General features: G+C 56.8%; 34 protein-coding genes. 2 read left to right on the top strand and 32 right to left on the bottom strand.

The features are described 5' to 3' along the window. The first annotated feature begins 193 nt into the window (after positions 1-193). Positions 194-856, top strand: coding sequence for an OmpW family outer membrane protein (locus tag NA619_RS21295; RefSeq protein WP_255963819.1), 663 nt, complete (start codon positions 194-196; stop codon positions 854-856). Positions 857-929: 73 nt separating this feature from the next. Here NA619_RS21295 and NA619_RS21300 read toward each other — a convergent pair whose 3' ends face one another. From NA619_RS21300 to NA619_RS21315, 4 genes are all read right to left on the bottom strand, one after another. Next, a complete protein-coding gene (locus NA619_RS21300) occupies positions 930-1859 on the bottom strand; it encodes an NAD-dependent epimerase/dehydratase family protein (protein ID WP_255963820.1) in 930 nt (309 codons plus the stop codon). Beyond that, complete coding sequence (locus tag NA619_RS21305; RefSeq protein ID WP_255963821.1) at positions 1852-2736, bottom strand: sugar nucleotide-binding protein; 885 nt, start codon at positions 2734-2736, stop codon at positions 1852-1854. The genes NA619_RS21300 and NA619_RS21305 overlap by 8 nt, the downstream gene beginning before the upstream one ends. A 10-nt stretch (positions 2737-2746) precedes the next feature. Next, positions 2747-3241: a single-stranded DNA-binding protein gene (locus tag NA619_RS21310; protein ID WP_255963822.1), complete on the bottom strand. Its 495-nt coding sequence runs from the start codon at positions 3239-3241 to the stop codon at positions 2747-2749. Positions 3242-3408: 167 nt separating this feature from the next. Beyond that, positions 3409-4776: an MFS transporter gene (locus NA619_RS21315; protein ID WP_255963823.1), complete on the bottom strand. Its 1368-nt coding sequence runs from the start codon at positions 4774-4776 to the stop codon at positions 3409-3411. A gap of 132 nt (positions 4777-4908) precedes the next feature. Between NA619_RS21315 and uvrA the strand changes: the two genes are divergently transcribed. Next, complete coding sequence (gene uvrA, locus NA619_RS21320) at positions 4909-7746, top strand: excinuclease ABC subunit UvrA (protein WP_255963824.1); 2838 nt, start codon at positions 4909-4911, stop codon at positions 7744-7746. Positions 7747-8302: 556 nt separating this feature from the next. Here the strand turns inward: uvrA and rplQ are convergent. From rplQ to rpsJ, 28 genes are all read right to left on the bottom strand, one after another. After that, the gene (rplQ, locus tag NA619_RS21325) at positions 8303-8689 is read right to left on the bottom strand and encodes a 50S ribosomal protein L17 (RefSeq protein WP_019339959.1); all 387 of its coding nucleotides are present in this window, start codon (positions 8687-8689) and stop codon (positions 8303-8305) included. Between the two features lie 45 nt (positions 8690-8734). Next, positions 8735-9736, bottom strand: coding sequence for a DNA-directed RNA polymerase subunit alpha (locus NA619_RS21330; RefSeq protein ID WP_019339960.1), 1002 nt, complete (start codon positions 9734-9736; stop codon positions 8735-8737). Between the two features lie 22 nt (positions 9737-9758). Next, complete coding sequence (rpsD, locus tag NA619_RS21335; RefSeq protein WP_102838124.1) at positions 9759-10379, bottom strand: 30S ribosomal protein S4; 621 nt, start codon at positions 10377-10379, stop codon at positions 9759-9761. Positions 10380-10396: 17 nt separating this feature from the next. Further along, positions 10397-10786 (bottom strand): 30S ribosomal protein S11, encoded by a 390-nt coding sequence (gene rpsK / locus NA619_RS21340; protein WP_014854207.1) that lies wholly within the window; start codon positions 10784-10786, stop codon positions 10397-10399. 30 nt (positions 10787-10816) lie between these two features. Continuing rightward, the gene (gene rpsM, locus NA619_RS21345; RefSeq protein WP_073301056.1) at positions 10817-11173 is read right to left on the bottom strand and encodes a 30S ribosomal protein S13; all 357 of its coding nucleotides are present in this window, start codon (positions 11171-11173) and stop codon (positions 10817-10819) included. A 131-nt stretch (positions 11174-11304) separates the two neighbouring features. Continuing rightward, the gene (gene rpmJ, locus NA619_RS21350; RefSeq protein WP_014854209.1) at positions 11305-11421 is read right to left on the bottom strand and encodes a 50S ribosomal protein L36; all 117 of its coding nucleotides are present in this window, start codon (positions 11419-11421) and stop codon (positions 11305-11307) included. A gap of 30 nt (positions 11422-11451) precedes the next feature. Beyond that, positions 11452-12780 carry a preprotein translocase subunit SecY gene (secY, locus tag NA619_RS21355; RefSeq protein WP_255963825.1) on the bottom strand — a complete coding sequence of 443 codons (1329 nt, stop codon included), beginning with the start codon at positions 12778-12780 and terminating at the stop codon, positions 11452-11454. Beyond that, positions 12781-13215, bottom strand: coding sequence for a 50S ribosomal protein L15 (gene rplO / locus NA619_RS21360; RefSeq protein WP_255963826.1), 435 nt, complete (start codon positions 13213-13215; stop codon positions 12781-12783). Positions 13216-13218: 3 nt separating this feature from the next. Then, positions 13219-13398, bottom strand: coding sequence for a 50S ribosomal protein L30 (gene rpmD, locus NA619_RS21365; RefSeq protein ID WP_003281818.1), 180 nt, complete (start codon positions 13396-13398; stop codon positions 13219-13221). 2 nt (positions 13399-13400) lie between these two features. Next, complete coding sequence (rpsE, locus tag NA619_RS21370) at positions 13401-13901, bottom strand: 30S ribosomal protein S5 (protein WP_019339966.1); 501 nt, start codon at positions 13899-13901, stop codon at positions 13401-13403. A gap of 3 nt (positions 13902-13904) precedes the next feature. Then, the gene (gene rplR, locus NA619_RS21375; RefSeq protein ID WP_019339967.1) at positions 13905-14255 is read right to left on the bottom strand and encodes a 50S ribosomal protein L18; all 351 of its coding nucleotides are present in this window, start codon (positions 14253-14255) and stop codon (positions 13905-13907) included. 10 nt (positions 14256-14265) lie between these two features. Next, positions 14266-14799 (bottom strand): 50S ribosomal protein L6, encoded by a 534-nt coding sequence (rplF, locus tag NA619_RS21380; protein WP_255963827.1) that lies wholly within the window; start codon positions 14797-14799, stop codon positions 14266-14268. 12 nt (positions 14800-14811) lie between these two features. Further along, positions 14812-15204 carry a 30S ribosomal protein S8 gene (gene rpsH / locus NA619_RS21385; protein WP_003281824.1) on the bottom strand — a complete coding sequence of 131 codons (393 nt, stop codon included), beginning with the start codon at positions 15202-15204 and terminating at the stop codon, positions 14812-14814. A 192-nt stretch (positions 15205-15396) separates the two neighbouring features. Beyond that, positions 15397-15702, bottom strand: coding sequence for a 30S ribosomal protein S14 (gene rpsN / locus NA619_RS21390; protein ID WP_046164401.1), 306 nt, complete (start codon positions 15700-15702; stop codon positions 15397-15399). A 13-nt stretch (positions 15703-15715) separates the two neighbouring features. Further along, positions 15716-16255, bottom strand: coding sequence for a 50S ribosomal protein L5 (rplE, locus tag NA619_RS21395; protein ID WP_222910660.1), 540 nt, complete (start codon positions 16253-16255; stop codon positions 15716-15718). 19 nt (positions 16256-16274) lie between these two features. Then, a complete protein-coding gene (rplX, locus tag NA619_RS21400; RefSeq protein ID WP_255963829.1) occupies positions 16275-16589 on the bottom strand; it encodes a 50S ribosomal protein L24 in 315 nt (104 codons plus the stop codon). Positions 16590-16600: 11 nt separating this feature from the next. Further along, the gene (gene rplN / locus NA619_RS21405; RefSeq protein ID WP_003289207.1) at positions 16601-16969 is read right to left on the bottom strand and encodes a 50S ribosomal protein L14; all 369 of its coding nucleotides are present in this window, start codon (positions 16967-16969) and stop codon (positions 16601-16603) included. A 23-nt stretch (positions 16970-16992) separates the two neighbouring features. Then, the gene (rpsQ, locus tag NA619_RS21410; RefSeq protein ID WP_029404618.1) at positions 16993-17259 is read right to left on the bottom strand and encodes a 30S ribosomal protein S17; all 267 of its coding nucleotides are present in this window, start codon (positions 17257-17259) and stop codon (positions 16993-16995) included. A gap of 2 nt (positions 17260-17261) precedes the next feature. Beyond that, a complete protein-coding gene (gene rpmC, locus NA619_RS21415) occupies positions 17262-17453 on the bottom strand; it encodes a 50S ribosomal protein L29 (protein ID WP_003289209.1) in 192 nt (63 codons plus the stop codon). Next, positions 17453-17866: a 50S ribosomal protein L16 gene (rplP, locus tag NA619_RS21420; protein ID WP_003176421.1), complete on the bottom strand. Its 414-nt coding sequence runs from the start codon at positions 17864-17866 to the stop codon at positions 17453-17455. Before rplP ends, rpmC begins: the two co-directional genes overlap by 1 nt. A 12-nt stretch (positions 17867-17878) precedes the next feature. After that, the gene (gene rpsC / locus NA619_RS21425) at positions 17879-18565 is read right to left on the bottom strand and encodes a 30S ribosomal protein S3 (protein ID WP_046164400.1); all 687 of its coding nucleotides are present in this window, start codon (positions 18563-18565) and stop codon (positions 17879-17881) included. 13 nt (positions 18566-18578) lie between these two features. Further along, positions 18579-18911: a 50S ribosomal protein L22 gene (gene rplV / locus NA619_RS21430; protein ID WP_003103908.1), complete on the bottom strand. Its 333-nt coding sequence runs from the start codon at positions 18909-18911 to the stop codon at positions 18579-18581. A 13-nt stretch (positions 18912-18924) separates the two neighbouring features. After that, positions 18925-19200 carry a 30S ribosomal protein S19 gene (rpsS, locus tag NA619_RS21435; protein ID WP_019339974.1) on the bottom strand — a complete coding sequence of 92 codons (276 nt, stop codon included), beginning with the start codon at positions 19198-19200 and terminating at the stop codon, positions 18925-18927. Between the two features lie 16 nt (positions 19201-19216). Next, entirely contained in the window at positions 19217-20038 is an 822-nt protein-coding gene (gene rplB / locus NA619_RS21440) for a 50S ribosomal protein L2 (protein WP_122166182.1), read from the bottom strand. Positions 20039-20052: 14 nt separating this feature from the next. Then, on the bottom strand, positions 20053-20352 hold the full coding sequence (gene rplW, locus NA619_RS21445) for a 50S ribosomal protein L23 (RefSeq protein ID WP_021209378.1): 300 nt from the start codon (positions 20350-20352) through the stop codon (positions 20053-20055). After that, complete coding sequence (gene rplD, locus NA619_RS21450; protein WP_019339977.1) at positions 20349-20951, bottom strand: 50S ribosomal protein L4; 603 nt, start codon at positions 20949-20951, stop codon at positions 20349-20351. Before rplD ends, rplW begins: the two co-directional genes overlap by 4 nt. A gap of 12 nt (positions 20952-20963) precedes the next feature. Next, on the bottom strand, positions 20964-21599 hold the full coding sequence (gene rplC / locus NA619_RS21455) for a 50S ribosomal protein L3 (protein ID WP_045430590.1): 636 nt from the start codon (positions 21597-21599) through the stop codon (positions 20964-20966). An 81-nt stretch (positions 21600-21680) separates the two neighbouring features. Beyond that, the gene (gene rpsJ, locus NA619_RS21460) at positions 21681-21992 is read right to left on the bottom strand and encodes a 30S ribosomal protein S10 (RefSeq protein WP_003186070.1); all 312 of its coding nucleotides are present in this window, start codon (positions 21990-21992) and stop codon (positions 21681-21683) included. Positions 21993-22187 lie beyond the last annotated feature (195 nt).

Here is a 22187-nt window from a genome sequence, read left to right on the forward strand (position 1 = left end):
GCGGCACCACCAGTCTTGCTACGGCGGATTCAGAAAGAGAAACATTATCATCCGCAACCAAGACACAAAGCAACCTACTCAACGGCTCTGCGCAGCGGGTGAAGCTTTATTGAGCTGGATCAAAATGGCTGCCGGCGAGCGCTCTACCATAGGCCCCACACGCAACAACACCATGTCTGAATGGAGTTCCACCATGCGCAAGACCCTGTTTACCGCTTCAGTGCTGGCCGTAGCCCTCGCCGCCCCTTTCGCTCAGGCCCATCAGGCTGGTGACGTGATCCTCCGCGCTGGTGCCATTACTGTTGATCCACACGAAGATAGCGGTAACGTCAAAATCGGCGGCGCAGGCGTATCCGGCACCGGCGCAACGCTGAACAGTGACACTCAACTTGGCCTGAACTTCGCGTACATGGTCAGCGATAACATCGGCATAGAACTGCTGGCCGCCACGCCCTTCAGCCACGAGGTAGGCACGAAGGGCTTGGGCGGCTTGAAACTAGGCGAGCTTAAGCACCTGCCGCCGACTCTTAGCGTGGTCTATTACCCGTTAGAGAAGAGTTCAGCCTTCCAGCCCTATGTGGGTGCAGGCATCAACTACACCTGGTTTTTCGACGACGAATTGTCCAGTGAAGCTGAAGCCGCCGGGTTCCGCGGATTGGATATGAAGGATTCCTGGGGTCTGGCTGCCCAGGCAGGCATGGATTACATGCTCACCGATAACATCATGCTTAACGCTCAGGTACGCTACATCGACATCGACACAACCGGCACCACATACGCGGGCTCAACCAAAGTGTCCGTCGACGTAGATGTCGACCCGTTCGTCTACATGGTCGGCCTGGGCTACAAGTTCTGAGAACACCGGATACGCCGGAATCCAGAAAAGATAAAGGCGCCGAACCGGCGCCTTTTCTATGCTTGGTAAACGGCTACATACCGAGCAATTTCGCCAAACCGCTGCGCATGTCGGTAGGTGGCTCCGGCAAACGATAGCGCTGCAGCAGGCGAGCGTTATCCGCACGCGAATGACGGATATCTCCCTGACGCGCCGCCTGGTAGCTCACCGCGGGCAATCCGCCGAGCACATCACCGACCGCTTCCAGCAGCTGGTTCAACGAAGTCGCCTGATTCAGCCCGACATTCACTGCGCCTTCCTGTGTCTCTGATGACTCAAGAGCCTGGACCAGAATCTCGACGAGATCTCCAACATAGACGAAGTCTCGGGTTTGCTCACCGTCACCGAACACAGCGATAGGCAAGCCCTTCTGAGCACGCTCGGTGAAAATGCTGATCACCCCCGAATAGGGCGAGGATGGATCCTGGCGTGGACCATAGATATTGAAGAAGCGAAAGACAGCAGGTTCAAGCCCATGCTGACGCCGATAGAAATCCAGATAGTGCTCACTGGCCAGCTTGTCTGCCGCATACGGAGTTAATGGCGCCTTCGGGGTATCTTCGCCGATGGGCTCACCCTCACCATTATTCCCATATACCGCCGCACTCGATGCGAAGACAACTCGGCGAACGCCGGCATCACGCATCGCCTCACAGAGGTTCAGCGTGCCTACCAGATTGCTCTGGTGCGTGCCAACCGGATCATCGACAGAGGCCTGCACCGACGCCACAGCAGCTAAATGCACAACAGCGCGACACCCCTGAACCGCACGCTGGACAGTGTCAGCGTCTGCAACATCACCAACGATCAGCTCAACATTCCCTGCGACCGGCAGGTTGCTGCGTTTGCCTGTCGAGAGGTTATCAAGGACTCGAACGGCGTAGCCGCGAGCTACAAGTGCATCGACCAGATTGGAGCCAATGAAGCCTGCGCCCCCAGTCACCAGAATCGGCAATTCAGCCATGACGGTAATAACGCTCCAGCAGGTTGGGCAGGCCGGTGCGCCAGGCACGCGGTTTGATGCCAAAGGTATTGAATATTTTCTTGCAGGCAAGCACGCCATGCTGCGGCTCATCGGCCGCATCGGTGCACGCGGCATGGGCAACGGCCGTCAAGGTCTCGATTTTCAGCTGTCGATGATGTGCAGCCTCAGCCATCAATGCCTGCCCCACCACGAGCGGAGTTGACGCCTCATGACCGCCATAGTGATAGGTCCCCCAGAGCGGTGCCTGACAGTCGAGCTGTTTCAATACCGCGAGGATGACCCGAGCCGCATCTTCGACAGGCGTCGGATTACCGCGACGGTCGTCGGCCAGGGGAATCTCGTCGCTTTGCTCAAGGCGCTGAAGGAAACGCCCCATCAGTCCGCCCGAACTGTCGTCGAGCAACCAGCCGAACCGGAGCAGGACGTGCCGAGGACAAAGCGCGCGAACACTTTGCTCCATTCGCCAGAGCGCGCGGCTGCGCGCGTCTAGCGGGGCCACCTCATCCTTTTCACTATAGGCAGTGGTGCGCGCACCATCGAATACCCGATAACTGGATGGCTGCATCAGGACGAATTGATGGTGCTGACAGAGCTCGGCCAACCGCTCTACCGCGCGTTCCTGTTTGGCAAGCACGGCGTCATCGACGTGACTGCTCTGGAACCAGTCGAAATAGTAAGCAAGGTTGATGACGACATCCGGTCGGTTATCGTCAAGCAAGTTTGTCAAACTTGGCGCATCCCAACCCTGATCGGGCGGACGCGGGGCGAGGAAGCCGATGTCTTCCTCGGCTCCGAGGCGGATAAGCGCCTGACCCAGGGCATTACCGCCGCCCAACAGCATCAGGCGCATTCGCATGGAGTGGACTCTAGAACGGAATATCGTCGTCGAAGCTGTCGTAGTCAGGCGCTGGCTGCTGAGCAGGCTGCGGCTGAGACTGCGGGCGCGACTGCTGTTGCGGCTGGGAGTCACGCTGAGGGCGCGGCTGGGACTGACGTGGCGCGTCATCTGAGCTTCCACCACGGCCGCCGAGCAGCTGCATGGTGCCGCCCATGTCCACGACCACCTCAGTGGTGTAGCGCTTGACGCCGTCTTTTTCCCACTCGCGCGTCTGCAGGCGCCCTTCGATGTAACACTGCGAACCCTTGCGCAGGTACTCACCAGCAATCTCAGCAACCTTGCCAAACAGTACGACGCGGTGCCACTCGGTGCGCTCCTGCTGCTGTCCTGTTTGCTTGTCCTTCCAACTATCGGTGGTGGCGAGCGTGATGTTGGTCACCGCATTGCCATTGGGCATGTAGCGGGTTTCCGGATCGCCGCCGACATTGCCGACCAAGATGACTTTGTTCACCCCTCTGGCCATGGGTAACTCCTTTAATCAGACATGAATATTGGGTGGGCTCACTGGAGTGCATCCCGAAAACCGGAAATCGCCGGTGACCGCGAATCTTACCTTACCACCCCATGCCGGCCAACCGGCGCGGGCTCGGATTGATAACAGCGGACGCCCGGTATGGGAACAAACCGAGCTCAGGCAACCAGACGATCTAGCGCCGCCCGATCAAGCACCTGCATGTCGACCTTGACGTAAGCGGCCGACTCTTCGGCAATGACGACCGCATCCGAGACACCGGGCAAAGCCATCATCTGTTCGGCCAATGCCGGATCGAGCGCAGCCTTGGCTGACAGAGGCAATCGCAAGCCTGTCACGTAAGGCGGCTCATTCATCCGCCAGGCAACCAACAGCCACAGCACACACAATATGGCACAGCCTGCAAATACCAGAGCCAGACCACCTTGTTGATAGAACCACCCACCAAGCACACCGCCTACGCCGGCACCGAGAAACTGGCTGGTGGAGTAGACGCCCATCGCCGTGCCCTTCCCTCCCGCTGGCGCGACCTTGCTGATCAGCGAGGGCAGCGATGCTTCAAGCAGATTGAATGCAACGAAAAAGATGATCATGCCGCCGACCAGCGGCCATAACCCGACACCAAACCACCAGAAGAACAATTCTGCGAACAGGAGGACAGCCACAGCCCCCAGCACGACACGTTTCATCTGACGCTTCTTCTCGCCGTAGATGATGAAGGGCACCATGCCGAAGAATCCGACCACCAGGGCAGTGAGATAGACCCACCAGTGCTCTTCCCTTGGCAAGAAGGCCTCGTCAACCAAAGCCAGCGGCAGTGCTACGAAGCTAGCCATAAGAATTGCATGCAGCGCCAGAATGCCGAAGTCCAGACGAAGCAGGTCTGAGTGACGCAGGGTGGCGCCTAGGGCCTGCTTGGCAACGCCTGACTCCCTGTGGCGCAGGTGGTGATGAGCTCGCGGCAGCACGGCCACCACGAGCATGCCGATCAATGCCATTCCTGCGGTCGTCCAGAACAGGCCGGCCAGACCGAAAGCACGCGTCAGTAGCGGACCGACAATCATCGCCACCGCAAACGAAACGCCAATGCTCATACCGATCAGCGCCATCGCCTTGGTGCGATGTTGCTCGCGGGTGAGGTCTGACAGCAACGCCATCACTGCAGCCGAGATGGCCCCAGCGCCCTGGAGGATGCGCCCGGCGATAACCCCCCAAATGGAGTCGGCCGATGCCGCCAGAACAGCCCCGGCGGCGAAGATCAGCAGACCAAAATAAATCACCGGCAACCGTCCGATTCGATCGGAAAGCATGCCGAACGGAATTTGTAGCAGCGCCTGGGTCAAACCATAAGCACCGATAGCGAGGCCAATCAGTGCGGGGGTCGCACCTTTCAGCTCCATGCCGTAGGTCGCCAGAACAGGCAGGACCATGAACATGCCGAGCATGCGAAACGCGAAAACCAGGGCCAGCCCAGACGCTGCGCGGGTTTCTCTGGCGCTCATGCGCTCGCTGTAGGGATCCTGCATGTGGGGTCTCGCTTGAATTAACCGGCGGCGATTCTAGCAGTCATACCGCTGCTCGGCACAGGCTCGCTGCTTTGCCGCAATGTCGCCCCTGGCCGTATACTTTCGGGTTTTCGCCCGCCATGCGAGGCTGTTTTGGACAAGATTCTGATACGTGGGGCCCGTACCCATAACCTGAAAAACATCGACCTGACCCTGCCGCGCGACAAGTTGATCGTGATTACCGGCCTCTCAGGCTCGGGAAAGTCCTCACTGGCCTTCGATACGCTTTATGCCGAAGGGCAGCGCCGATACGTCGAGTCGCTTTCGGCATACGCCCGTCAATTCCTCTCGATGATGGAGAAACCGGACGTCGACACGATTGAAGGGCTCTCCCCCGCTATTTCCATCGAGCAGAAATCGACCTCGCACAACCCGCGGTCGACAGTCGGCACCATCACCGAGATTTACGATTACCTGCGCCTGCTCTATGCCCGCGTCGGAACGCCACGCTGCCCGGACCACGACGCACCGCTTGAAGCCCAGACCGTGAGTCAGATGGTCGATCAGGTGATGGCATTGCCTGAAGGTCGAAAGCTCATGCTTCTCGCCCCGGTCATCCGCGAGCGCAAGGGCGAGCACCTTGCTGTATTCGACGAGCTCCGCGCTCAGGGCTTCGTGCGTGCACGGGTCAATGGCCGGCTGTATGAACTGGATGAGCTGCCCAAACTCGACAAACAGAAGAAACACTCCATCGATGTGGTGGTTGATCGCTTCAAGGTCCGTAGCGATCTGCAGCAACGACTCGCCGAGTCGTTCGAAACCGCACTCAAGCTCGCCGACGGCATCGCCCTGGCCGCGTCGATGGAGGAAGAGGAGGACAGCGAGGAGATGATTTTCTCCGCCCGCTTCGCCTGCCCCATCTGCGGTCATTCGATCAGCGAGCTCGAACCCAAGCTTTTTTCATTCAACAATCCTGCCGGGGCATGCCCGACCTGCGACGGCCTTGGCGTCAAACAGTTCTTCGATGCTAAGCGCCTGGTCAACGGCGAGCTGACGCTGGCAGAGGGCGCCATCCGCGGCTGGGATCGGCGCAACGTTTATTATTTCCAAATGCTCGGCTCCCTTGCCTCGCACTATGGCTTCAGCCTGGACGCGCCCTTTGATTCGCTACCCGCCGAACAGCAAAAGTTCGTGCTGCGCGGCAGCGGCAAGGAAAACGTAGATTTCCGCTATCTGAATGATCGCGGCGATATCGTCAAACGCTCGCACCCGTTCGAGGGGATCATTCCCAATCTCGAGCGGCGCTACCGTGAAACCGAGTCCAATTCCGTACGCGAAGAGCTGGCCAAGTACCTCAGCACCCAGCCTTGCCCGGAATGCCGCGGAACCCGTCTGCGTCGTGAGGCCCGCCACGTTTGGGTGGGTGACAAGACCTTGCCAGCCGTTACCGGCCTGCCGATCGGCGACGCCACCGAGTATTTCGGCGGCCTCACACTCAGCGGTCGTCGCGGTGAAATCGCGGACAAAATTCTTAAAGAGATCTGCGAACGCTTGCAGTTTCTGGTGAACGTCGGTCTCGACTATCTGACACTGGATCGCAGTGCAGACACGCTTTCAGGTGGCGAAGCGCAGCGTATCCGTCTGGCCAGCCAGATTGGTGCAGGCCTGGTCGGGGTAATGTACATCCTCGACGAGCCCTCGATCGGGCTCCACCAGCGTGATAACGAAAGGCTGCTTGGTACACTGCGCCACCTACGTGATATCGGCAATACGGTGATCGTCGTTGAGCATGACGAGGATGCTATCCGCATGGCTGATTATGTGGTCGATATAGGACCAGGAGCTGGCGTTCACGGGGGGCAGATCGTCGCTGAAGGCACGCCTGATGAGGTGATGAACAATCCGGCTTCGCTTACCGGCGGATATCTCTCGGGGCGGGTGAAGATCCTCTACCCCGAAAAGCGCACCCCCCGCGACCCTGAAAAGCTGCTGAAGCTAAAGGGCGCTCGGGGCAACAACCTGCGCAACGTCGATCTGGAGATTCCCGCTGGCCTGCTGACCTGCATTACCGGCGTATCCGGCTCAGGCAAGTCGACACTCATCAACAACACCCTGTTTCCAATCACCGCCACGGCTCTGAACGGCGCGACTACCCTTGAGGTGGCACCGTACGACACATTTGACGGCCTGCAGCATTTGGACAAGGTAGTAGACATCGACCAGAGCCCGATCGGTCGAACGCCACGCTCCAACCCGGCTACATACACAGGGCTTTTCACACCCATTCGGGAACTCTTTGCCGGGGTGCCGGAGGCACGCTCGCGTGGCTATGGCCCAGGCCGTTTCTCCTTCAACGTCAAAGGTGGTCGCTGCGAGGCCTGCCAGGGCGACGGGGTGATCAAGGTGGAGATGCACTTCCTGCCGGACATCTACGTGCCCTGTGATGTGTGCAAGGGCAAACGCTACAACCGCGAAACGCTCGAGGTGAAGTACAAGGGCAAAAGCATTACTGAAGTGCTCGGCATGACCATCGAAGAAGCGCGCGAGTTCTTCGATCCGGTGCCAGCAGTTGCACGGAAGCTACAGACGTTAATGGATGTGGGTCTTTCCTACATCAAGCTTGGCCAGAGCGCTACAACACTCTCTGGCGGTGAAGCCCAGCGGGTCAAGCTCTCTCGCGAGCTGTCCAAGCGCGACACGGGCAAGACCCTGTACATCCTTGACGAACCCACTACGGGCCTGCACTTCGCAGACATCCAACAACTGTTGGATGTGCTGCACAGACTGCGGGACCACGGCAACACTGTGGTCGTCATCGAGCATAATCTGGATGTCATCAAGACAGCGGATTGGCTCGTCGATCTGGGTCCTGAGGGTGGCTCAAAGGGTGGACAGATCATCGCTACAGGCACCCCGGAACAAGTTGCCTCGATGGCTCAGTCCCACACCGGGCATTTCCTCAAGCCGTTGCTTGAGCGCGACAAGACCTGACCAGCAATAAAAAAAAGCCGGGCATGGAGCCCGGCGCTATTGCTTAAACGCGAGGCAAACTCGCAGAGATCGACTCCCAGCCCTGCAGCCATACCGGAACCGTATGCGGGATCGGTGTCAACGAAAAAGCCCAGCTGAAGAGCTGCACGGCACATGTCGTCGACTTCTCGAACCGACAATTGCGGATCAGCCGCTAGTGCTGCTCGCACCCATCAAGCGAAACAGCGTACCAGCATCGCAGCACTAGCCAGCGTCGTCGCGTGATCATGACGATCAGCAGAACCGCTCAGTGACAATGCAGGCTCTGCGTACTGAGACGCTTCCTTGGGCGCATCTCGAAGCTGGCGGGTAGAGACACGCCATTGCCATCGAACCGCAAGTGTGGCTTTAGCGTTTATGCTTATCTGCATTAGCTGGCAATTCAAGCCTGGAGACCAACCTAACCAGACGGTAAGTCAGAGCCAATCTGTTAAGCGAAGCGGGCTAATAGGCTAGGGCTAAAATTGAGCCATAAAAAAACCGGGCCAAGCCCGGTTTTTTAAAGTAAGGCTAACGCTTACTCAGCAGCTTCCACTTCACCAGTAACCGGACGGTCAACCAGCTCAACGTAAGCCATAGGTGCGTTGTCACCAGCACGGAAACCGCACTTGAGAATACGCAGGTAGCCGCCCTGACGGGTGGCGTAACGCGGGCCCAGATCGTTGAACAGCTTGCCAACGATAGCTTTCGAACGGGTACGATCGAAAGCAAGACGACGATTGGCGACGCTGTCTTCCTTGGCCAGGGTGATAAGCGGCTCAGCAACGCGACGCAGCTCTTTCGCCTTGGGCAGGGTAGTTTTGATCAGCTCGTGCTCGAACAACGACACCGCCATATTCTGGAACATGGCCTTGCGGTGAGCGCTTGTGCGGCTGAGGTGACGGCCACTTTTACGATGACGCATGATTGAAATTCCTTACCAAACGATCAGTTCGGTGACTATGGGCGATCAGGCCGTAGCCTTATCGTCCTTCTTGAGACTAGCCGGCGGCCAATTGTCGAGGCGCATTCCGAGGGACAGACCGCGAGAAGCCAGAACATCTTTGATCTCAGTCAGAGATTTCTTGCCCAAATTCGGCGTTTTCAACAGCTCTACTTCGGTGCGCTGAATCAGGTCACCAATGTAGTAGATGTTCTCTGCCTTGAGGCAGTTAGCCGAACGTACGGTCAGTTCCAAGTCATCAACTGGGCGCAACAGGATCGGATCGATCTCGTCTTCTTGCTCGACCACGACTGGCTCGCTGTCACCCTTGAGGTCGACGAACGCAGCCAGCTGCTGTTGCAGGATGGTTGCGGCACGACGGATCGCTTCTTCAGGATCCAGGGTTCCGTTGGTTTCCAGGTCGATGACCAGCTTGTCCAAGTTGGTACGCTGCTCAACACGAGCGTTTTCGACAACATAAGCAACGCGACGTACCGGACTGAAAGTTGCGTCGAGCTGGAGACGGCCAATACTACGGCTCTCATCTTCATCACTCTGACGTGCGTCAGCCGGCTCGTAGCCACGGCCGCGAGCGACCTTGAGCTTCATGTTGATCGAGCCATTAGCCGCCAGGTTGGCGATCAGGTGATCACCATTGACGATTTCGACATCGTGATCCAGCTGGATATCGGCAGCGGTAACAGCGCCCGCGCCCTTCTTCACCAGGCTCAAGGTCACTTCATCACGGCCGTGCAGCTTGATGGCGATACCTTTGAGGTTCAGCAGGATTTCGATGACATCTTCCTGCACGCCCTCGATGGCGCTGTACTCGTGGAGCACACCGTCGATCTCAGCCTCGACCACAGCGCAGCCGGGCATGGAGGACAACAGAATACGACGCAGCGCGTTGCCCAGGGTATGGCCAAAACCGCGCTCGAGTGGCTCGAGTGTGATCTTGGCACGGGTCGGACTGACCACCTGCACATCGATATGGCGGGGGGTCAGGAACTCATTTACCGAAATCTGCATGGATACACCTATTTTCTAGCCCTTACTTGGAGTAGAGCTCGACAATCAGGTTTTCGTTGATGTCAGCTGACAGATCACTGCGCGCCGGAACATTCTTGAAAACACCTGATTTCTTGTCGGCATCTACTTCCACCCATTCAACGCGACCGCGCTGTACGCACAGTTCAAGGGCTTGGGCGATACGCAGCTGGTTGCGGCACTTCTCACGAACGGCTACCACGTCACCAGCTTTAACCTGGTAAGAAGGAACGTTCACAGTCTGACCGTTCACGCTGATCGACTTGTGCGAGACCAACTGACGTGATTCGGCACGAGTAGAGCCAAAGCCCATGCGATACACGACGTTATCCAGACGGCACTCGAGCAGTTGCAGAAGGTTTTCACCGGTAGCGCCCTTACGGCTGGCAGCTTCCTTGTAATAGCCACTGAACTGACGTTCGAGAACACCATAGATACGGCGGACTTTCTGCTTCTCACGCAACTGGGTACCGTAGTCGGACAAACGACCACGACGCTGACCGTGAACACCCGGTGGGGTTTCGATGTTGCACTTTGATTCGAGCGCGCGCGCACCACTCTTCAAGAAGAGATCGGTGCCTTCACGACGAGACAGTTTGCACTTGGGACCAATATAACGAGCCATTTCTCACTGTCTCCTGATTACACGCGGCGCTTCTTCGGCGGACGGCACCCGTTGTGCGGGATTGGCGTCACGTCGGTGATGCTGGCGATTTTATAACCACAACCATTCAAAGCACGAACGGCAGATTCACGACCCGGACCTGGACCCTTGACGTTAACATCAAGGTTCTTCAGGCCATACTCCAACGCAGCCTGACCAGCACGCTCAGCAGCCACCTGGGCAGCGAACGGGGTGCTCTTACGCGAACCGCGGAAGCCGGATCCACCAGACGTCGCCCAAGACAACGCGTTGCCCTGACGGTCGGTGATAGTGATGATGGTGTTGTTAAAAGAAGCGTGGATATGGGCGATGCCATCAACCACCGTCTTTTTTACTTTCTTGCGAGGACGAGCAGCAGGTTTTGCCATGATTAGATTCCTGTCGATGCGCTAATGCGATTACTTGCGGATCGGCTTACGCGGACCCTTACGGGTACGAGCGTTGGTCTTGGTACGCTGACCGCGGACCGGCAGACCACGACGATGACGCAGGCCGCGATAGCAACCCAGGTCCATCAAGCGCTTGATCTTCATGTTGACTTCGCGACGAAGGTCACCCTCAACGATGAACTTGCCTACTTCGCCACGAAGCAGTTCGACCTGCTCGTCAGTAAGATCTTTGATTTTTGCCGCCGGGTTAACACCGGTAGCGGCACAGATAGTCTGTGCACGAGTCCGACCAACACCATAGATGTAGGTCAGCGAGATAACAGTGTGCTTGTTATCCGGAATGTTTACGCCTGCAATACGGGCCATTCAGTGAAACTCCAATTGACAGCTACCCAACGCCCCGGAAGCCAAGAAAAGGGCGCGAGATACTAACGCTGTAATAACAAATAATCAACCCGGCAGCGCACTAGCTGCCGGGCTCGAGCCTTAGCTCACAATCAGCCTTGGCGCTGTTTGTGTCGCGGTTCTGCGCTGCAGATCACCCGAACGACGCCTTCGCGACGAACGATCTTGCAGTTGCGGCACAGCTTTTTAACCGATGCACGAACTTTCATGACCAACTCCTAGAACCTTACGAGCCGACTTCAGCGGAGCATTCCGCTGCCGTAGCCCTTCAGGTTGGCTTTTTTCATCAGGGAATCGTACTGGTGGGACATCAGGTGTGACTGAACTTGGGACATGAAGTCCATTACAACCACCACCACAATCAGCAACGAGGTCCCGCCAAGGTAGAACGGTACATTTGCCGCAACCACAAGAAACTGCGGGAGCAGACAGACAGCCGTCATGTACAGGGCGCCGAACATGGTCAAACGAGTCAGTACGCCATCGATGTAGCGTGCAGACTGCTCACCAGGACGTATACCCGGGATAAACGCACCAGACTTCTTCAGGTTTTCAGCGACGTCTTTCGGGTTAAACATCAACGCCGTATAGAAGAAGCAGAAAAAGATGATACCGGCACTGAAAAGCAGGATATTCAACGGCTGACCAGGAGCAATTGACTGAGAAATGTCAGCCAACCAACCCATGTTCTCGGACTGTCCAAACCACTGCCCCAGCGAAGCCGGGAACAACAGAATGCTGCTGGCAAAGATCGCAGGAATCACACCCGCCATATTCACCTTCAGAGGCAGATGGCTTGTCTGCGCAGCAAATACCTTACGGCCCTGCTGACGCTTAGCGTAATGGACAGCAATACGGCGCTGACCCCGCTCGATGAACACCACGAACCCGATTATGGCTACAGCCAGAAGACCCACAGCCAGCAACGCGATGATATTTACATCGCCTTGCCGCGCGGACTCGAAAGACTGGCCAAGCGCGCCAGGCAGACCCGCAACGATACCTGCGAAGATCAGCATCGAAATGCCATTACCGACGCCACGCTCAGTTATCTGCTCCCCCAACCACATCATGAACATTGCACCAGCCACGAAGGTGGTGATAGCCACGAAATAGAAGCCGAAATCAGTACTGAATGCGACACCTTGCCCGGCGAGCCCTACCGACATGCCAATCGCTTGCACGAACGCCAAAACTAGTGCGCCATAGCGCGTGTATTGGCTGATTTTGCGGCGACCGGCCTCACCTTCTTTCTTCAACTGTTCAAGTTGCGGACTGACAGCTGTCATGAGCTGCATGATGATCGACGCCGAAATGTACGGCATGATCCCCAGCGCAAAGATGCTCATGCGCTCCAGTGCGCCACCGGAAAACATGTTGAACAAGCTAAGAATGGTCCCTTCGTTCTGACGGAACAGCTCGGCCAACCTGTCGGGATTGATACCCGGCACCGGGATATGCGCACCAACACGATAGACGATGATCGCCATCAGCAGGAAACGCAGACGAGCCCAGAGTTCAGAAAGCCCGCCATTACTCAGCGCGGAGAGAGCACCTTGCTTAGCCATTTATTCCTCGAATTTGCCGCCAGCTGCTTCGATAGCCGCACGCGCACCCTTGGTGGCGGCGATACCCTTCAGAGTTACCGCACGACCAACCTCACCCGACAGCATGACTTTCACACGCAAGACGTTCTGATTGATGATGTCGGCATCTTTGAGGCTCTGCAGGCTCACAACGTCGCCCTGGACCTTGGCCAGCTCAGAGGTACGAACCTCTGCGCGGTCCATGGCTTTCAAAGAGACGAAGCCGAACTTCGGCAGGCGACGGTGCAAAGGCTGCTGTCCGCCTTCGAAGCCAGGAGCAATCTTGCCACCGGAGCGAGAAGTCTGCCCCTTATGGCCACGGCCACCGGTCTTGCCTAGCCCGCTACCAATACCACGGCCCGGACGCAGCTTATCGCGACGGGCACCTGGCGCAGAACGCAAATCGTTCAGTTGCATGGCTTAGCCCTCCACACGGAGCATGTAATAAGCCTTGTTGATCATGCCGCGATTTTCAGGAGTGTCCTGAACTTCAACGGTGTGACCAATGCGACGAAGGCCAAGACCCTTGACGCAAAGCTTGTGATTAGGAATACGACCACTGACGCTTTTGATCAGCGTGACCTTGACAGTGTTAGCCATGATCAGGAAATCTCCTCAACGCTCTTACCGCGCTTGGCAGCAATCGACTCAGGCGACTGCATAGCTTTCAAACCCTTGAAAGTGGCATGAACCACGTTCACCGGATTGGTCGAGCCATAGCACTTAGCCAGAACGTTCTGCACGCCAGCCACTTCCAGAATGGCGCGCATCGCGCCTCCAGCGATAACACCGGTACCTTCAGAAGCAGGCTGCATGTAGACCTTCGAGGCGCCGTGAGCAGCCTTGGTGGCGTACTGCAGCGTTGTACCATTCAGGTCAACCTGGATCATATTGCGGCGTGCCGCTTCCATAGCCTTCTGAATGGCCGCAGGAACTTCGCGGGACTTACCGCGACCGAAACCTACACGACCCTTACCATCACCCACTACCGTCAAAGCGGTGAAGGTGAAGATACGACCACCCTTTACTGTCTTGGCGACGCGGTTAACTTGAACCAACTTCTCAATGTAGCCTTCGTCGCGCTTTTGCTCGTTATATGCCATAACTTAGAACTCCAGCCCGCCTTCACGAGCAGCATCAGCCAGTGCCTTAACACGACCGTGGTACTTGAAGCCAGAACGGTCGAACGCCACCTGGGTGACACCTGCGGCTTTAGCACGCTCAGCGACCAGCTGACCAACTTTTTTGGCAGCGTCGACGTTGCCAGTGGCACCGCCGCGCAGTTCTTTGTCGAGAGTCGAGGCACTGGCCAGGACCTTGCCGCCGTCGGCCGAAAGGACCTGGGCGTAGATGTGCTGGGAAGAGCGGTACACACAAAGGCGTACGGTTTCCAGCTCGCGCATCTTCAGGCGTGCCTTGCGAGCGCGACGCAGACGAGTAACTTTCTTTACGCTCATTTGCTATGCCCTACTTCTTCTTAGCTTCTTTACGACGGACCACTTCGTCCGAGTAACGCACGCCTTTGCCTTTATAAGGCTCTGGACGGCGGAAATCGCGGATTTCAGCAGCCACCTGACCGACCAGTTGCTTATCGACACCCTTGATCAGGATATCGGTCTGGCTGGGGGTCTCAGCGGTAACGCCTTGCGGCAGTTCATATTCCACCGGATGCGAGAAGCCGAGAGCCAGGGACAGCACTTGACCTTTGGCTTGCGCCTTATAACCAACACCAACCAGCTGAAGCTTACGCTCAAAGCCTTGGCTGACGCCGATTACCATGTTGTTAACCAGCGCACGGGTGGTACCGGCCATGGCACGATTCTGCTGATCGCCATTGCGAGCAGAGAAACGCAACTCACCAGCCTCGTGGGTAACTTCCACGGACGAGTGCACATTCAGTTCCAGAGCGCCCTTGGCACCCTTTACCGAAAGCTGCTGGCCGGATATGTTGAATTCAACACCAGCGGGCAGCTTGACGGGGTTCTTAGCAACGCGAGACATGCTTATCCCCCCTTAGAACACTGTGCAGAGCACTTCGCCGCCAACGCCAGCAGCGCGGGCAGCTCGATCAGTCATCACACCTTTGTTGGTGGATACGATCGAAACACCCAGACCGCCGCGAACTTTCGGCAACTGATCAACGGATTTGTACTGGCGAAGGCCAGGACGGCTTACGCGCTTTAGCTCTTCAATGACCGGACGGCCTTCAAAATACTTAAGCTCGATAGACAGCTGCGGCTTGGCGTCGCTGCTGACGTTGTATCCTGCGATATAGCCTTCACCTTGAAGAACGTTGGCTACAGCCACCTTCAGAGTAGAAGACGGCATGCTTACGACGGACTTTTCGGCCATCTGGGCATTACGGATACGAGTTAGCATGTCCGCTAACGGGTCCTGCATACTCATGGGCGCTTGGCTCCTAATACATAAAAATAAGCCTGTTAAGGCTCGTGTCGCCTGCTAGAAGGGTAAACGCTGGAAAAGCGTTACCCGGGCGAGCCGGACATTCTAGAGACACTTCAGAAACGAATCAAGCCCCATAAGGGGCTTGATCAAAAACAGCGCAACCGGCGTACAAGCCGCCGGACTGCTCGCTTTTTACCAGCTGGCTTTAACCAGACCCGGTACGTCACCACGCATAGCGGCCTGACGCAGCATGTTACGCGCAAGACCGAACTTGCGATAAACACCGTGCGGACGGCCGGTTAGGCGGCAGCGGTTACGCAGACGCGAAGCGCTTGCGTCACGAGGCTGCTTTTGCAGAGCCACCTGGGCTTCCCAGCGCGCTTCCGGAGTGGACTCCGGATTGGCGATGGTCGCTTTCAGCGCGGCACGCTTCTGGGCGTACTTGGCAACCGTCTGCTGACGCTTCAGCTCGCGGTTCTTCATGCTTTGCTTAGCCATGTGCCTACTCCAATCAGTTACGGAACGGGAAGTTGAAGGCGCGCAGCAGTGCGCGACCTTCTTCATCCGTCCGAGCAGTAGTGGTCAGAGTGATATCCAGACCACGCAGGGCATCGATCTTGTCGTAATCGATCTCCGGGAAGATGATCTGCTCCTTCACACCCATGCTGTAGTTGCCACGGCCGTCAAACGACTTGGCATTCAGGCCGCGGAAGTCACGAACCCGAGGCAGGGAGATGGCCAGCAGACGATCCAGGAATTCGTACATGCGATCACTACGCAGCGTCACCTTGACACCGATCGGCCAGCCTTCGCGGACCTTGAAGCCAGCGATGGACTTGCGAGCGTGAGTCACGACGACCTTCTGGCCGGTGATCTTTTCAAGATCGGCAACAGCATTGTCGATGATTTTCTTATCACCGATGGCTTCGCCAATACCCATGTTCAGGGTGATCTTGGTGATGCGCGGAACTTCCATCACGTTGCCAAGCTGAAGCTCTTCTTTCAGCTTGGGAGCGATTTGCTTCCGATAAACTTCTTTTAGTCGTGCCATGGTTATCTACCTAGCAGTCTCAAGCTTCAACCGGCTTTTGGGTCGACTTGAAGACACGAATTTTCTTGCCGTCTTCAACCTTGAACCCAACGCGGTCAGCCTTGTTGGTTTCTCCATTGAAAATAGCGACGTTAGAGGCGTGCAGAGGTGCCTCTTTCTCGACGATACCGCCCTGAACGCCAGACATCGGGTTCGGCTTAGTATGGCGCTTGACCAGGTTGATACCACCGACAACCAAGCGGTCGTCAGCGAGAACCCGGAGCACCTTACCGCGCTTACCCTTATCTTTGCCGGCGATGACGATGATCTCGTCGTTGCGACGAATCTTTAGCATGCGGCTTCTCCTTACAGCACTTCAGGCGCGAGCGAGACGATCTTCATGAACTTCTCGGAACGAAGCTCACGCGTCACCGGCCCGAAAATACGGGTGCCAATAGGCTCCTGCTTGTTGTTCAACAGAACAGCAGCATTGCCATCGAAGCGGATGATGGAGCCGTCCGGACGACGAACACCGTGACGGGTACGGACTACTACAGCAGTCATTACCTGGCCTTTTTTGACCTTGCCACGTGGAATCGCTTCCTTGACGGTAACCTTGATGATGTCGCCGATGCCGGCGTAGCGACGATGCGAACCACCGAGCACCTTGATACACATGACGCGACGAGCGCCACTGTTATCCGCCACATCGAGCATTGATTGAGTCTGAATCATATAATTTCTCCGACCCCTAGCCCTTAGACTTCGACGGCACGTTCAACGACATCAACCAACATCCAGCACTTGGTCTTTGCCAGCGGACGAGTCTCGCGGATAGTGACCTTGTCGCCGATACGGCACTGGTTGGTTTCGTCGTGAGCGTGCAGTTTGGTCGAACGCTTCACGTATTTACCGTAGATCGGGTGCTTAACGCGACGCTCGATCAGAACGGTGATGCTTTTGTCCATCTTGTCGCTGACGACGCGGCCAGTCAGCGTGCGGACAGTTTTTTCAACTTCAGCCATGATCACTTACCTGCCTGCTGGTTGAGCACAGTCTTGACACGAGCGATGTCGCGCTTGACTTGCGAGAGCAGGTGAGACTGCCCCAACTGGCCAGTTGCTTTCTGCATACGCAGATTGAACTGGTCGCGCAGCAGCTCGAGCAATTGCTCGTTCAACTGCTGAGCGGATTTTTCACGAAGCTCATTCGCTTTCATCACATCACCGTCCGCTTAACAAAGGAGGTGGCGAGCGGCAGCTTTGCAGCAGCCAGGGCGAATGCCTCACGCGCCAGCTCTTCGGAAACACCCTCGATCTCGTAGAGCACCTTGCCCGGTTGAATCTGGGCTACCCAGTACTCGACGTTGCCTTTACCTTTACCCATCCGCACTTCAAGCGGTTTTTTGGAGATAGGCTTGTCGGGGAAAACACGAATCCAGATCTTTCCGCCACGCTTCACGTGACGAGTCAACGCACGACGTGCGGACTCAATCTGACGCGCAGTCAAACGGCCACGAGCGACAGACTTCAGAGCGAATTCGCCGAAGCTGACTTTGCTACCGCGCTGAGCCAAGCCACGGTTGTGACCAGTCATTTGCTTGCGGAATTTTGTACGCTTTGGTTGCAACATTTGGCGTACTCCTTACTTGGTAGCTTTTTTACGAGGCGCAGGCGCTTGAGGCTTGAGTTCTTCATGGCGACCACCAATTACTTCGCCTTTGAAGATCCAGACCTTGACGCCAATCACACCGTAAGTGGTGTGCGCTTCGTAGGTGTTGTAGTCGATATCGGCACGCAGGGTGTGCAGTGGCACACGACCTTCCCGATACCATTCCGTACGGGCGATTTCAGCCCCACCCAGACGACCGCTCACCTGGATCTTGATGCCCTTGGCACCAATACGCATTGCGTTCTGTACTGCGCGCTTCATAGCGCGGCGGAACATCACGCGACGCTCCAGCTGCTGAGCGACGTTCTGTGCTACCAGCATCGCATCGAGTTCCGGCTTGCGGATTTCTTCGATGTTGATGTGCACAGGCACACCCATTCTTTTGGTCAGGTCCTGACGCAGTTTCTCAACATCTTCACCCTTCTTCCCGATCACGATGCCGGGACGAGCGGTGTGGATGGTGATACGTGCGGTTTGGGCCGGGCGATGGATATCGATACGGCTTACGGACGCGCTTTTTAATTTGTCTTGGAGATACGCACGCACGTTCAGATCTGCAAGCAGATAATCGGCGTAAGTACGACCGTCTGCATACCAGACGGAAGTGTGCTCCTTGACGATTCCCAGGCGTATGCCAGTGGGATGTACTTTCTGACCCATCTGATCGACTCCGTTACTTGTCCGCAACCTTGACAGTGATATGGCAAGACCGCTTGACGATGCGATCAGCGCGGCCTTTGGCACGCGGCATGATGCGCTTAAGCGAACGCCCCTCGTTGACGAAGACAGTGGAAACCTTCAGGTCATCCACGTCCGCGCCTTCGTTGTGCTCGGCGTTGGCTACTGCCGACTCCAGCACTTTCTTCATGATCTCGGCGGCTTTCTTACTGCTGAAAGCCAGCAGGTTGAGCGCTTCGCCCACCTTCTTCCCGCGGATCTGGTCGGCGACCAGGCGGGCTTTCTGGGCGGAGATGCGAGCGCCCGACAACTTAGCGGCTACTTCCATCTTTCCTTACCCCTTAGCGCTTGCCTTTCTTGTCCGCTACGTGCCCGCGATAAGTGCGGGTACCAGCGAACTCGCCGAGTTTGTGACCGACCATATCTTCGTTCACTAGAACGGGGACATGTTGACGGCCGTTATGCACAGCGATGGTCAGACCGACCATTTGCGGCAGGATCATGGAACGGCGCGACCAGGTTTTAACTGGCTTGCGATCATTCTTTTCCATCGCCACTTCGACCTTCTTCAATAGGTGAAGATCGATAAAAGGACCTTTTTTCAGAGAACGCGGCACTGTCGTATCCCTCTAGTTACTTGCGACGACGGACGATCATGTTATCGGTGCGCTTGTTAGAGCGAGTCTTCGCGCCCTTGGTTGGGAAGCCCCATGGCGACACCGGATGACGACCACCGGAGGTACGACCCTCACCACCACCGTGGGGGTGATCGACCGGGTTCATTGCCACACCGCGAACGGTCGGACGAACACCGCGCCAGCGCTTGGCACCCGCTTTACCCAGCGAACGCAGGCTGTGCTCGGAGTTCGAGACTTCGCCCAAGGTCGCACGGCATTCAGCCAGTACTTTGCGCATCTCGCCGGAACGAAGACGCAGGGTCACGTAGGCACCTTCACGAGCGACCAGCTGTGCAGAAGCACCAGCAGAACGAGCGATCTGCGCGCCCTTACCCGGCTTGAGCTCAACACCGTGAACGGTGGAGCCCAGCGGAATGTTGCGCAGCGGCAGGCTGTTGCCAGCCTTGATCGGTGCATTTACACCAGAAAGCAGCTGATCGCCAGCACTCACGCCTTTGGGGGCGATAATGTAACGACGCTCACCGTCCGCATACTTCAGCAACGCAATGTGCGCAGTGCGGTTCGGATCATATTCAACGCGCTCAACGACGGCAGGAATGCCATCCTTGTTGCGACGAAAATCGACCAGACGGTAATGCTGCTTGTGACCACCACCGATGTGACGCGTGGTGATGCGACCGTTGTTGTTACGACCGCCAGACTTCGACTTCTTCTCGAGCAGCGGAGCATAAGGAGCGCCTTTATGCAGCTCCTGATTGACCACCTTGACCACGAAACGGCGGCCCGCGGAAGTCGGTTTGCATTTAACGATTGCCATGATGCACCCCTTCCTTACTCAGCGTTGCCGGAGAAATCGAGATCCTGGCCCGGCTGAAGCGCGATGTACGCCTTCTTCCAGTCGTTGCGCTTGCCCAGACCGCGAGCGGTGCGCTTGGTCTTGCCCTGAACATTCAGGGTACTGACCTTGGCGACCTTCACGTTGAACAGGCTTTCGACGGCCTTCTTGATTTCCAGCTTGGTTGCATCAGTAGCAACCTTAAAAACGAACTGGCTCTTGCTGTCAGCCAGCATGGTTGCCTTCTCGGAGACGTGCGGACCAAGCAGGACTTTGAATACGCGTTCCTGGTTCATCCCAGCAGCTCCTCGAATTTCTTCACAGCCGACACGGTGATCAACACCTTGTCATAGGCGATCAGGCTGACAGGATCGGAACCTTGAACGTCACGAACATCAACGTGCGGGAGGTTGCGAGCCGCCAGATACAGGTTCTGGTCGACAGCATCGGAAACGATCAATACGTCATTCAGACCCATGCCAGTCAGCTTGTTGGCAAGCAGCTTAGTCTTGGGGCTGTCGACGGCGAAATCCTCAACAACCACGAGACGCTCGGAACGAACCAGCTCAGAAAGGATGGAACGCAACGCCGCGCGATACATCTTCTTGTTCAGCTTCTGCTCATGATTCTGAGGACGAGCAGCGAAGGTCACGCCACCGCCACGCCAGATTGGACCACGCGAAGTACCAGCACGAGCGCGACCAGTACCCTTCTGACGCCAAGGACGCTTACCGCCGCCTGAAACATCGGAACGAGTCTTCTGCTGCTTGCTCCCCTGACGACCGCCGGCCATGTAGGCAACAACAGCCTGGTGCACCAGGGTCTCGTTGAACTCACCACCGAAGGTTTGCTCGGAGACTTCTATGGCTTGTGCGCCATTTACATTCAATTGCATGTGAACTCCCCCTTACCCGCGAGCCTTGGCGGCCGGACGCACGACAACGTCACCACCGGTAGCGCCGGGCACTGCGCCCTTCACCAGCAGGAGGTTACGCTCGGCATCGACACGCACGATTTCCAGGGACTGCACGGTTACGCGCTCGGCGCCCATGTGCCCGGACATCTTCTTGCCCTTGAAAACACGGCCTGGAGTCTGGCATTGGCCAATCGAGCCCGGGACGCGGTGGGATACGGAGTTACCGTGGGTATTGTCCTGACCACGGAAATTCCAGCGCTTGATGGTACCGGCAAAGCCTTTACCCTTGGACTGACCGGTGACATCCACCATCTGCCCTGCCTGGAAGATCTCAGCCTTGATCTGGTCACCAACCTGGAACTCCTCGCCGTCAAGGCGGAATTCCCAGACGCCACGACCTGCAGCCACGTTCGCCTTGGCGAAATGACCGGCCTGAGCCTTGGTAACACGAGACGCGCGACGCTCACCGACAGTAACCTGCACGGCGCGATAGCCATCGCTTTCTTCATTCTTGAATTGAGTGACGCGATTCGGCTCGATCTCAATGACCGTAACCGGAATAGAGACACCATCTTCGGTGAAAACGCGGGTCATACCGCATTTACGACCGACTACACCAATAGTCATGTTGTAACCTCTTGAGTGTACGGGGCTTTCACCCGCTATGGCCGCCCATTTCAGAGCGTTACACGACTAAAACTCCAAGTTTTAGCCGAGGCTGATCTGCACTTCCACGCCAGCCGCAAGATCAAGCTTCATTAGCGCATCGACTGTTTTATCAGTCGGCTGGACAATATCCAGCACACGCTTATGAGTACGGATCTCATACTGGTCGCGCGCATCCTTGTTGACATGCGGAGAAACCAGAACAGTGAACCGCTCTTTGCGGGTCGGCAGTGGAATCGGACCACGCACCTGAGCCCCAGTACGCTTCGCGGTTTCCACGATTTCCTGGGTTGATTGATCGATCAGGCGATGGTCAAAAGCCTTCAACCGAATACGGATTTGTTGGTTTTGCATTTTGACCTCAGACTCCAATTAGCCATCCCTACCAAACGCAATACGCCCGGTAAAAGGAGGCGCAATTGTACGGATGCGTCCAGAGGGTGTCAATAAATGATCAGCAATAGAAAAAGGGCCCCGAAGGGCCCTTTCCGACATCGAAAGCGTTATTCGATGATCTTGGCAACCACGCCGGCACCAACGGTACGGCCA

The organism is Stutzerimonas stutzeri, assembly GCF_024448895.1.
Classification (GTDB): Bacteria; Pseudomonadota; Gammaproteobacteria; order Pseudomonadales; family Pseudomonadaceae; genus Stutzerimonas; species Stutzerimonas stutzeri_Q.

Excerpts from the sequence above, each read along its gene's own strand:
- rpsD (WP_102838124.1), bottom strand. The coding sequence starts at position 10,379 with ATGGCTCGTTATATTGGTCCCAAGTGCAAACTGTCTCGTCGTGAAGGC.
- rpsH (WP_003281824.1), bottom strand. The coding sequence starts at position 15,204 with ATGAGTATGCAGGACCCGTTAGCGGACATGCTAACTCGTATCCGTAAT.
- rplE (WP_222910660.1), bottom strand. The coding sequence starts at position 16,255 with ATGGCACGACTAAAAGAAGTTTATCGGAAGCAAATCGCTCCCAAGCTG.
- rpsC (WP_046164400.1), bottom strand. The coding sequence starts at position 18,565 with ATGGGTCAGAAAGTACATCCCACTGGCATACGCCTGGGAATCGTCAAG.
- rpsK (WP_014854207.1), bottom strand. The coding sequence starts at position 10,786 with ATGGCAAAACCTGCTGCTCGTCCTCGCAAGAAAGTAAAAAAGACGGTG.
- NA619_RS21300 (WP_255963820.1), bottom strand. The coding sequence starts at position 1,859 with ATGGCTGAATTGCCGATTCTGGTGACTGGGGGCGCAGGCTTCATTGGC.
- rplF (WP_255963827.1), bottom strand. The coding sequence starts at position 14,799 with ATGTCTCGCGTTGCTAAGAACCCCGTCAAGCTGCCCGCTGGTGTTGAA.
- rplX (WP_255963829.1), bottom strand. The coding sequence starts at position 16,589 with ATGCTAAAGATTCGTCGCAACGACGAGATCATCGTCATCGCCGGCAAA.
- secY (WP_255963825.1), bottom strand. The coding sequence starts at position 12,780 with ATGGCTAAGCAAGGTGCTCTCTCCGCGCTGAGTAATGGCGGGCTTTCT.
- rplQ (WP_019339959.1), bottom strand. The coding sequence starts at position 8,689 with ATGCGTCATCGTAAAAGTGGCCGTCACCTCAGCCGCACAAGCGCTCAC.
- rplV (WP_003103908.1), bottom strand. The coding sequence starts at position 18,911 with ATGGAAGTAGCCGCTAAGTTGTCGGGCGCTCGCATCTCCGCCCAGAAA.
- rpmC (WP_003289209.1), bottom strand. The coding sequence starts at position 17,453 with ATGAAAGCGAATGAGCTTCGTGAAAAATCCGCTCAGCAGTTGAACGAG.
- NA619_RS21295 (WP_255963819.1), top strand. The coding sequence starts at position 194 with ATGCGCAAGACCCTGTTTACCGCTTCAGTGCTGGCCGTAGCCCTCGCC.
- NA619_RS21305 (WP_255963821.1), bottom strand. The coding sequence starts at position 2,736 with ATGCGAATGCGCCTGATGCTGTTGGGCGGCGGTAATGCCCTGGGTCAG.
- rplN (WP_003289207.1), bottom strand. The coding sequence starts at position 16,969 with ATGATTCAGACTCAATCAATGCTCGATGTGGCGGATAACAGTGGCGCT.
- NA619_RS21315 (WP_255963823.1), bottom strand. The coding sequence starts at position 4,776 with ATGCAGGATCCCTACAGCGAGCGCATGAGCGCCAGAGAAACCCGCGCA.
- rplO (WP_255963826.1), bottom strand. The coding sequence starts at position 13,215 with ATGCAACTGAACGATTTGCGTTCTGCGCCAGGTGCCCGTCGCGATAAG.
- rplD (WP_019339977.1), bottom strand. The coding sequence starts at position 20,951 with ATGCAATTGAATGTAAATGGCGCACAAGCCATAGAAGTCTCCGAGCAA.
- rpsQ (WP_029404618.1), bottom strand. The coding sequence starts at position 17,259 with ATGGCTGAAGTTGAAAAAACTGTCCGCACGCTGACTGGCCGCGTCGTC.
- rpsM (WP_073301056.1), bottom strand. The coding sequence starts at position 11,173 with ATGGCCCGTATTGCAGGCGTAAACATTCCGGATAACAAGCACACTGTT.
- rpsJ (WP_003186070.1), bottom strand. The coding sequence starts at position 21,992 with ATGCAAAACCAACAAATCCGTATTCGGTTGAAGGCTTTTGACCATCGC.
- rplP (WP_003176421.1), bottom strand. The coding sequence starts at position 17,866 with ATGTTGCAACCAAAGCGTACAAAATTCCGCAAGCAAATGACTGGTCAC.
- rplC (WP_045430590.1), bottom strand. The coding sequence starts at position 21,599 with ATGACTATTGGTGTAGTCGGTCGTAAATGCGGTATGACCCGCGTTTTC.
- NA619_RS21310 (WP_255963822.1), bottom strand. The coding sequence starts at position 3,241 with ATGGCCAGAGGGGTGAACAAAGTCATCTTGGTCGGCAATGTCGGCGGC.
- rpsN (WP_046164401.1), bottom strand. The coding sequence starts at position 15,702 with ATGGCTAAGCAAAGCATGAAGAACCGCGAGCTGAAGCGTCAGCAGACG.
- rplB (WP_122166182.1), bottom strand. The coding sequence starts at position 20,038 with ATGGCAATCGTTAAATGCAAACCGACTTCCGCGGGCCGCCGTTTCGTG.
- rplR (WP_019339967.1), bottom strand. The coding sequence starts at position 14,255 with ATGAGCGTAAAGAAAGTTACTCGTCTGCGTCGCGCTCGCAAGGCACGC.
- rpmJ (WP_014854209.1), bottom strand. The coding sequence starts at position 11,421 with ATGAAAGTTCGTGCATCGGTTAAAAAGCTGTGCCGCAACTGCAAGATC.
- rpsE (WP_019339966.1), bottom strand. The coding sequence starts at position 13,901 with ATGGCATATAACGAGCAAAAGCGCGACGAAGGCTACATTGAGAAGTTG.
- NA619_RS21330 (WP_019339960.1), bottom strand. The coding sequence starts at position 9,736 with ATGCAGATTTCGGTAAATGAGTTCCTGACCCCCCGCCATATCGATGTG.
- rpmD (WP_003281818.1), bottom strand. The coding sequence starts at position 13,398 with ATGGCTAACACTGTCAAGGTCACGCTGATCAAAAGCGTCAGTGGTCGT.
- rplW (WP_021209378.1), bottom strand. The coding sequence starts at position 20,352 with ATGAACCAGGAACGCGTATTCAAAGTCCTGCTTGGTCCGCACGTCTCC.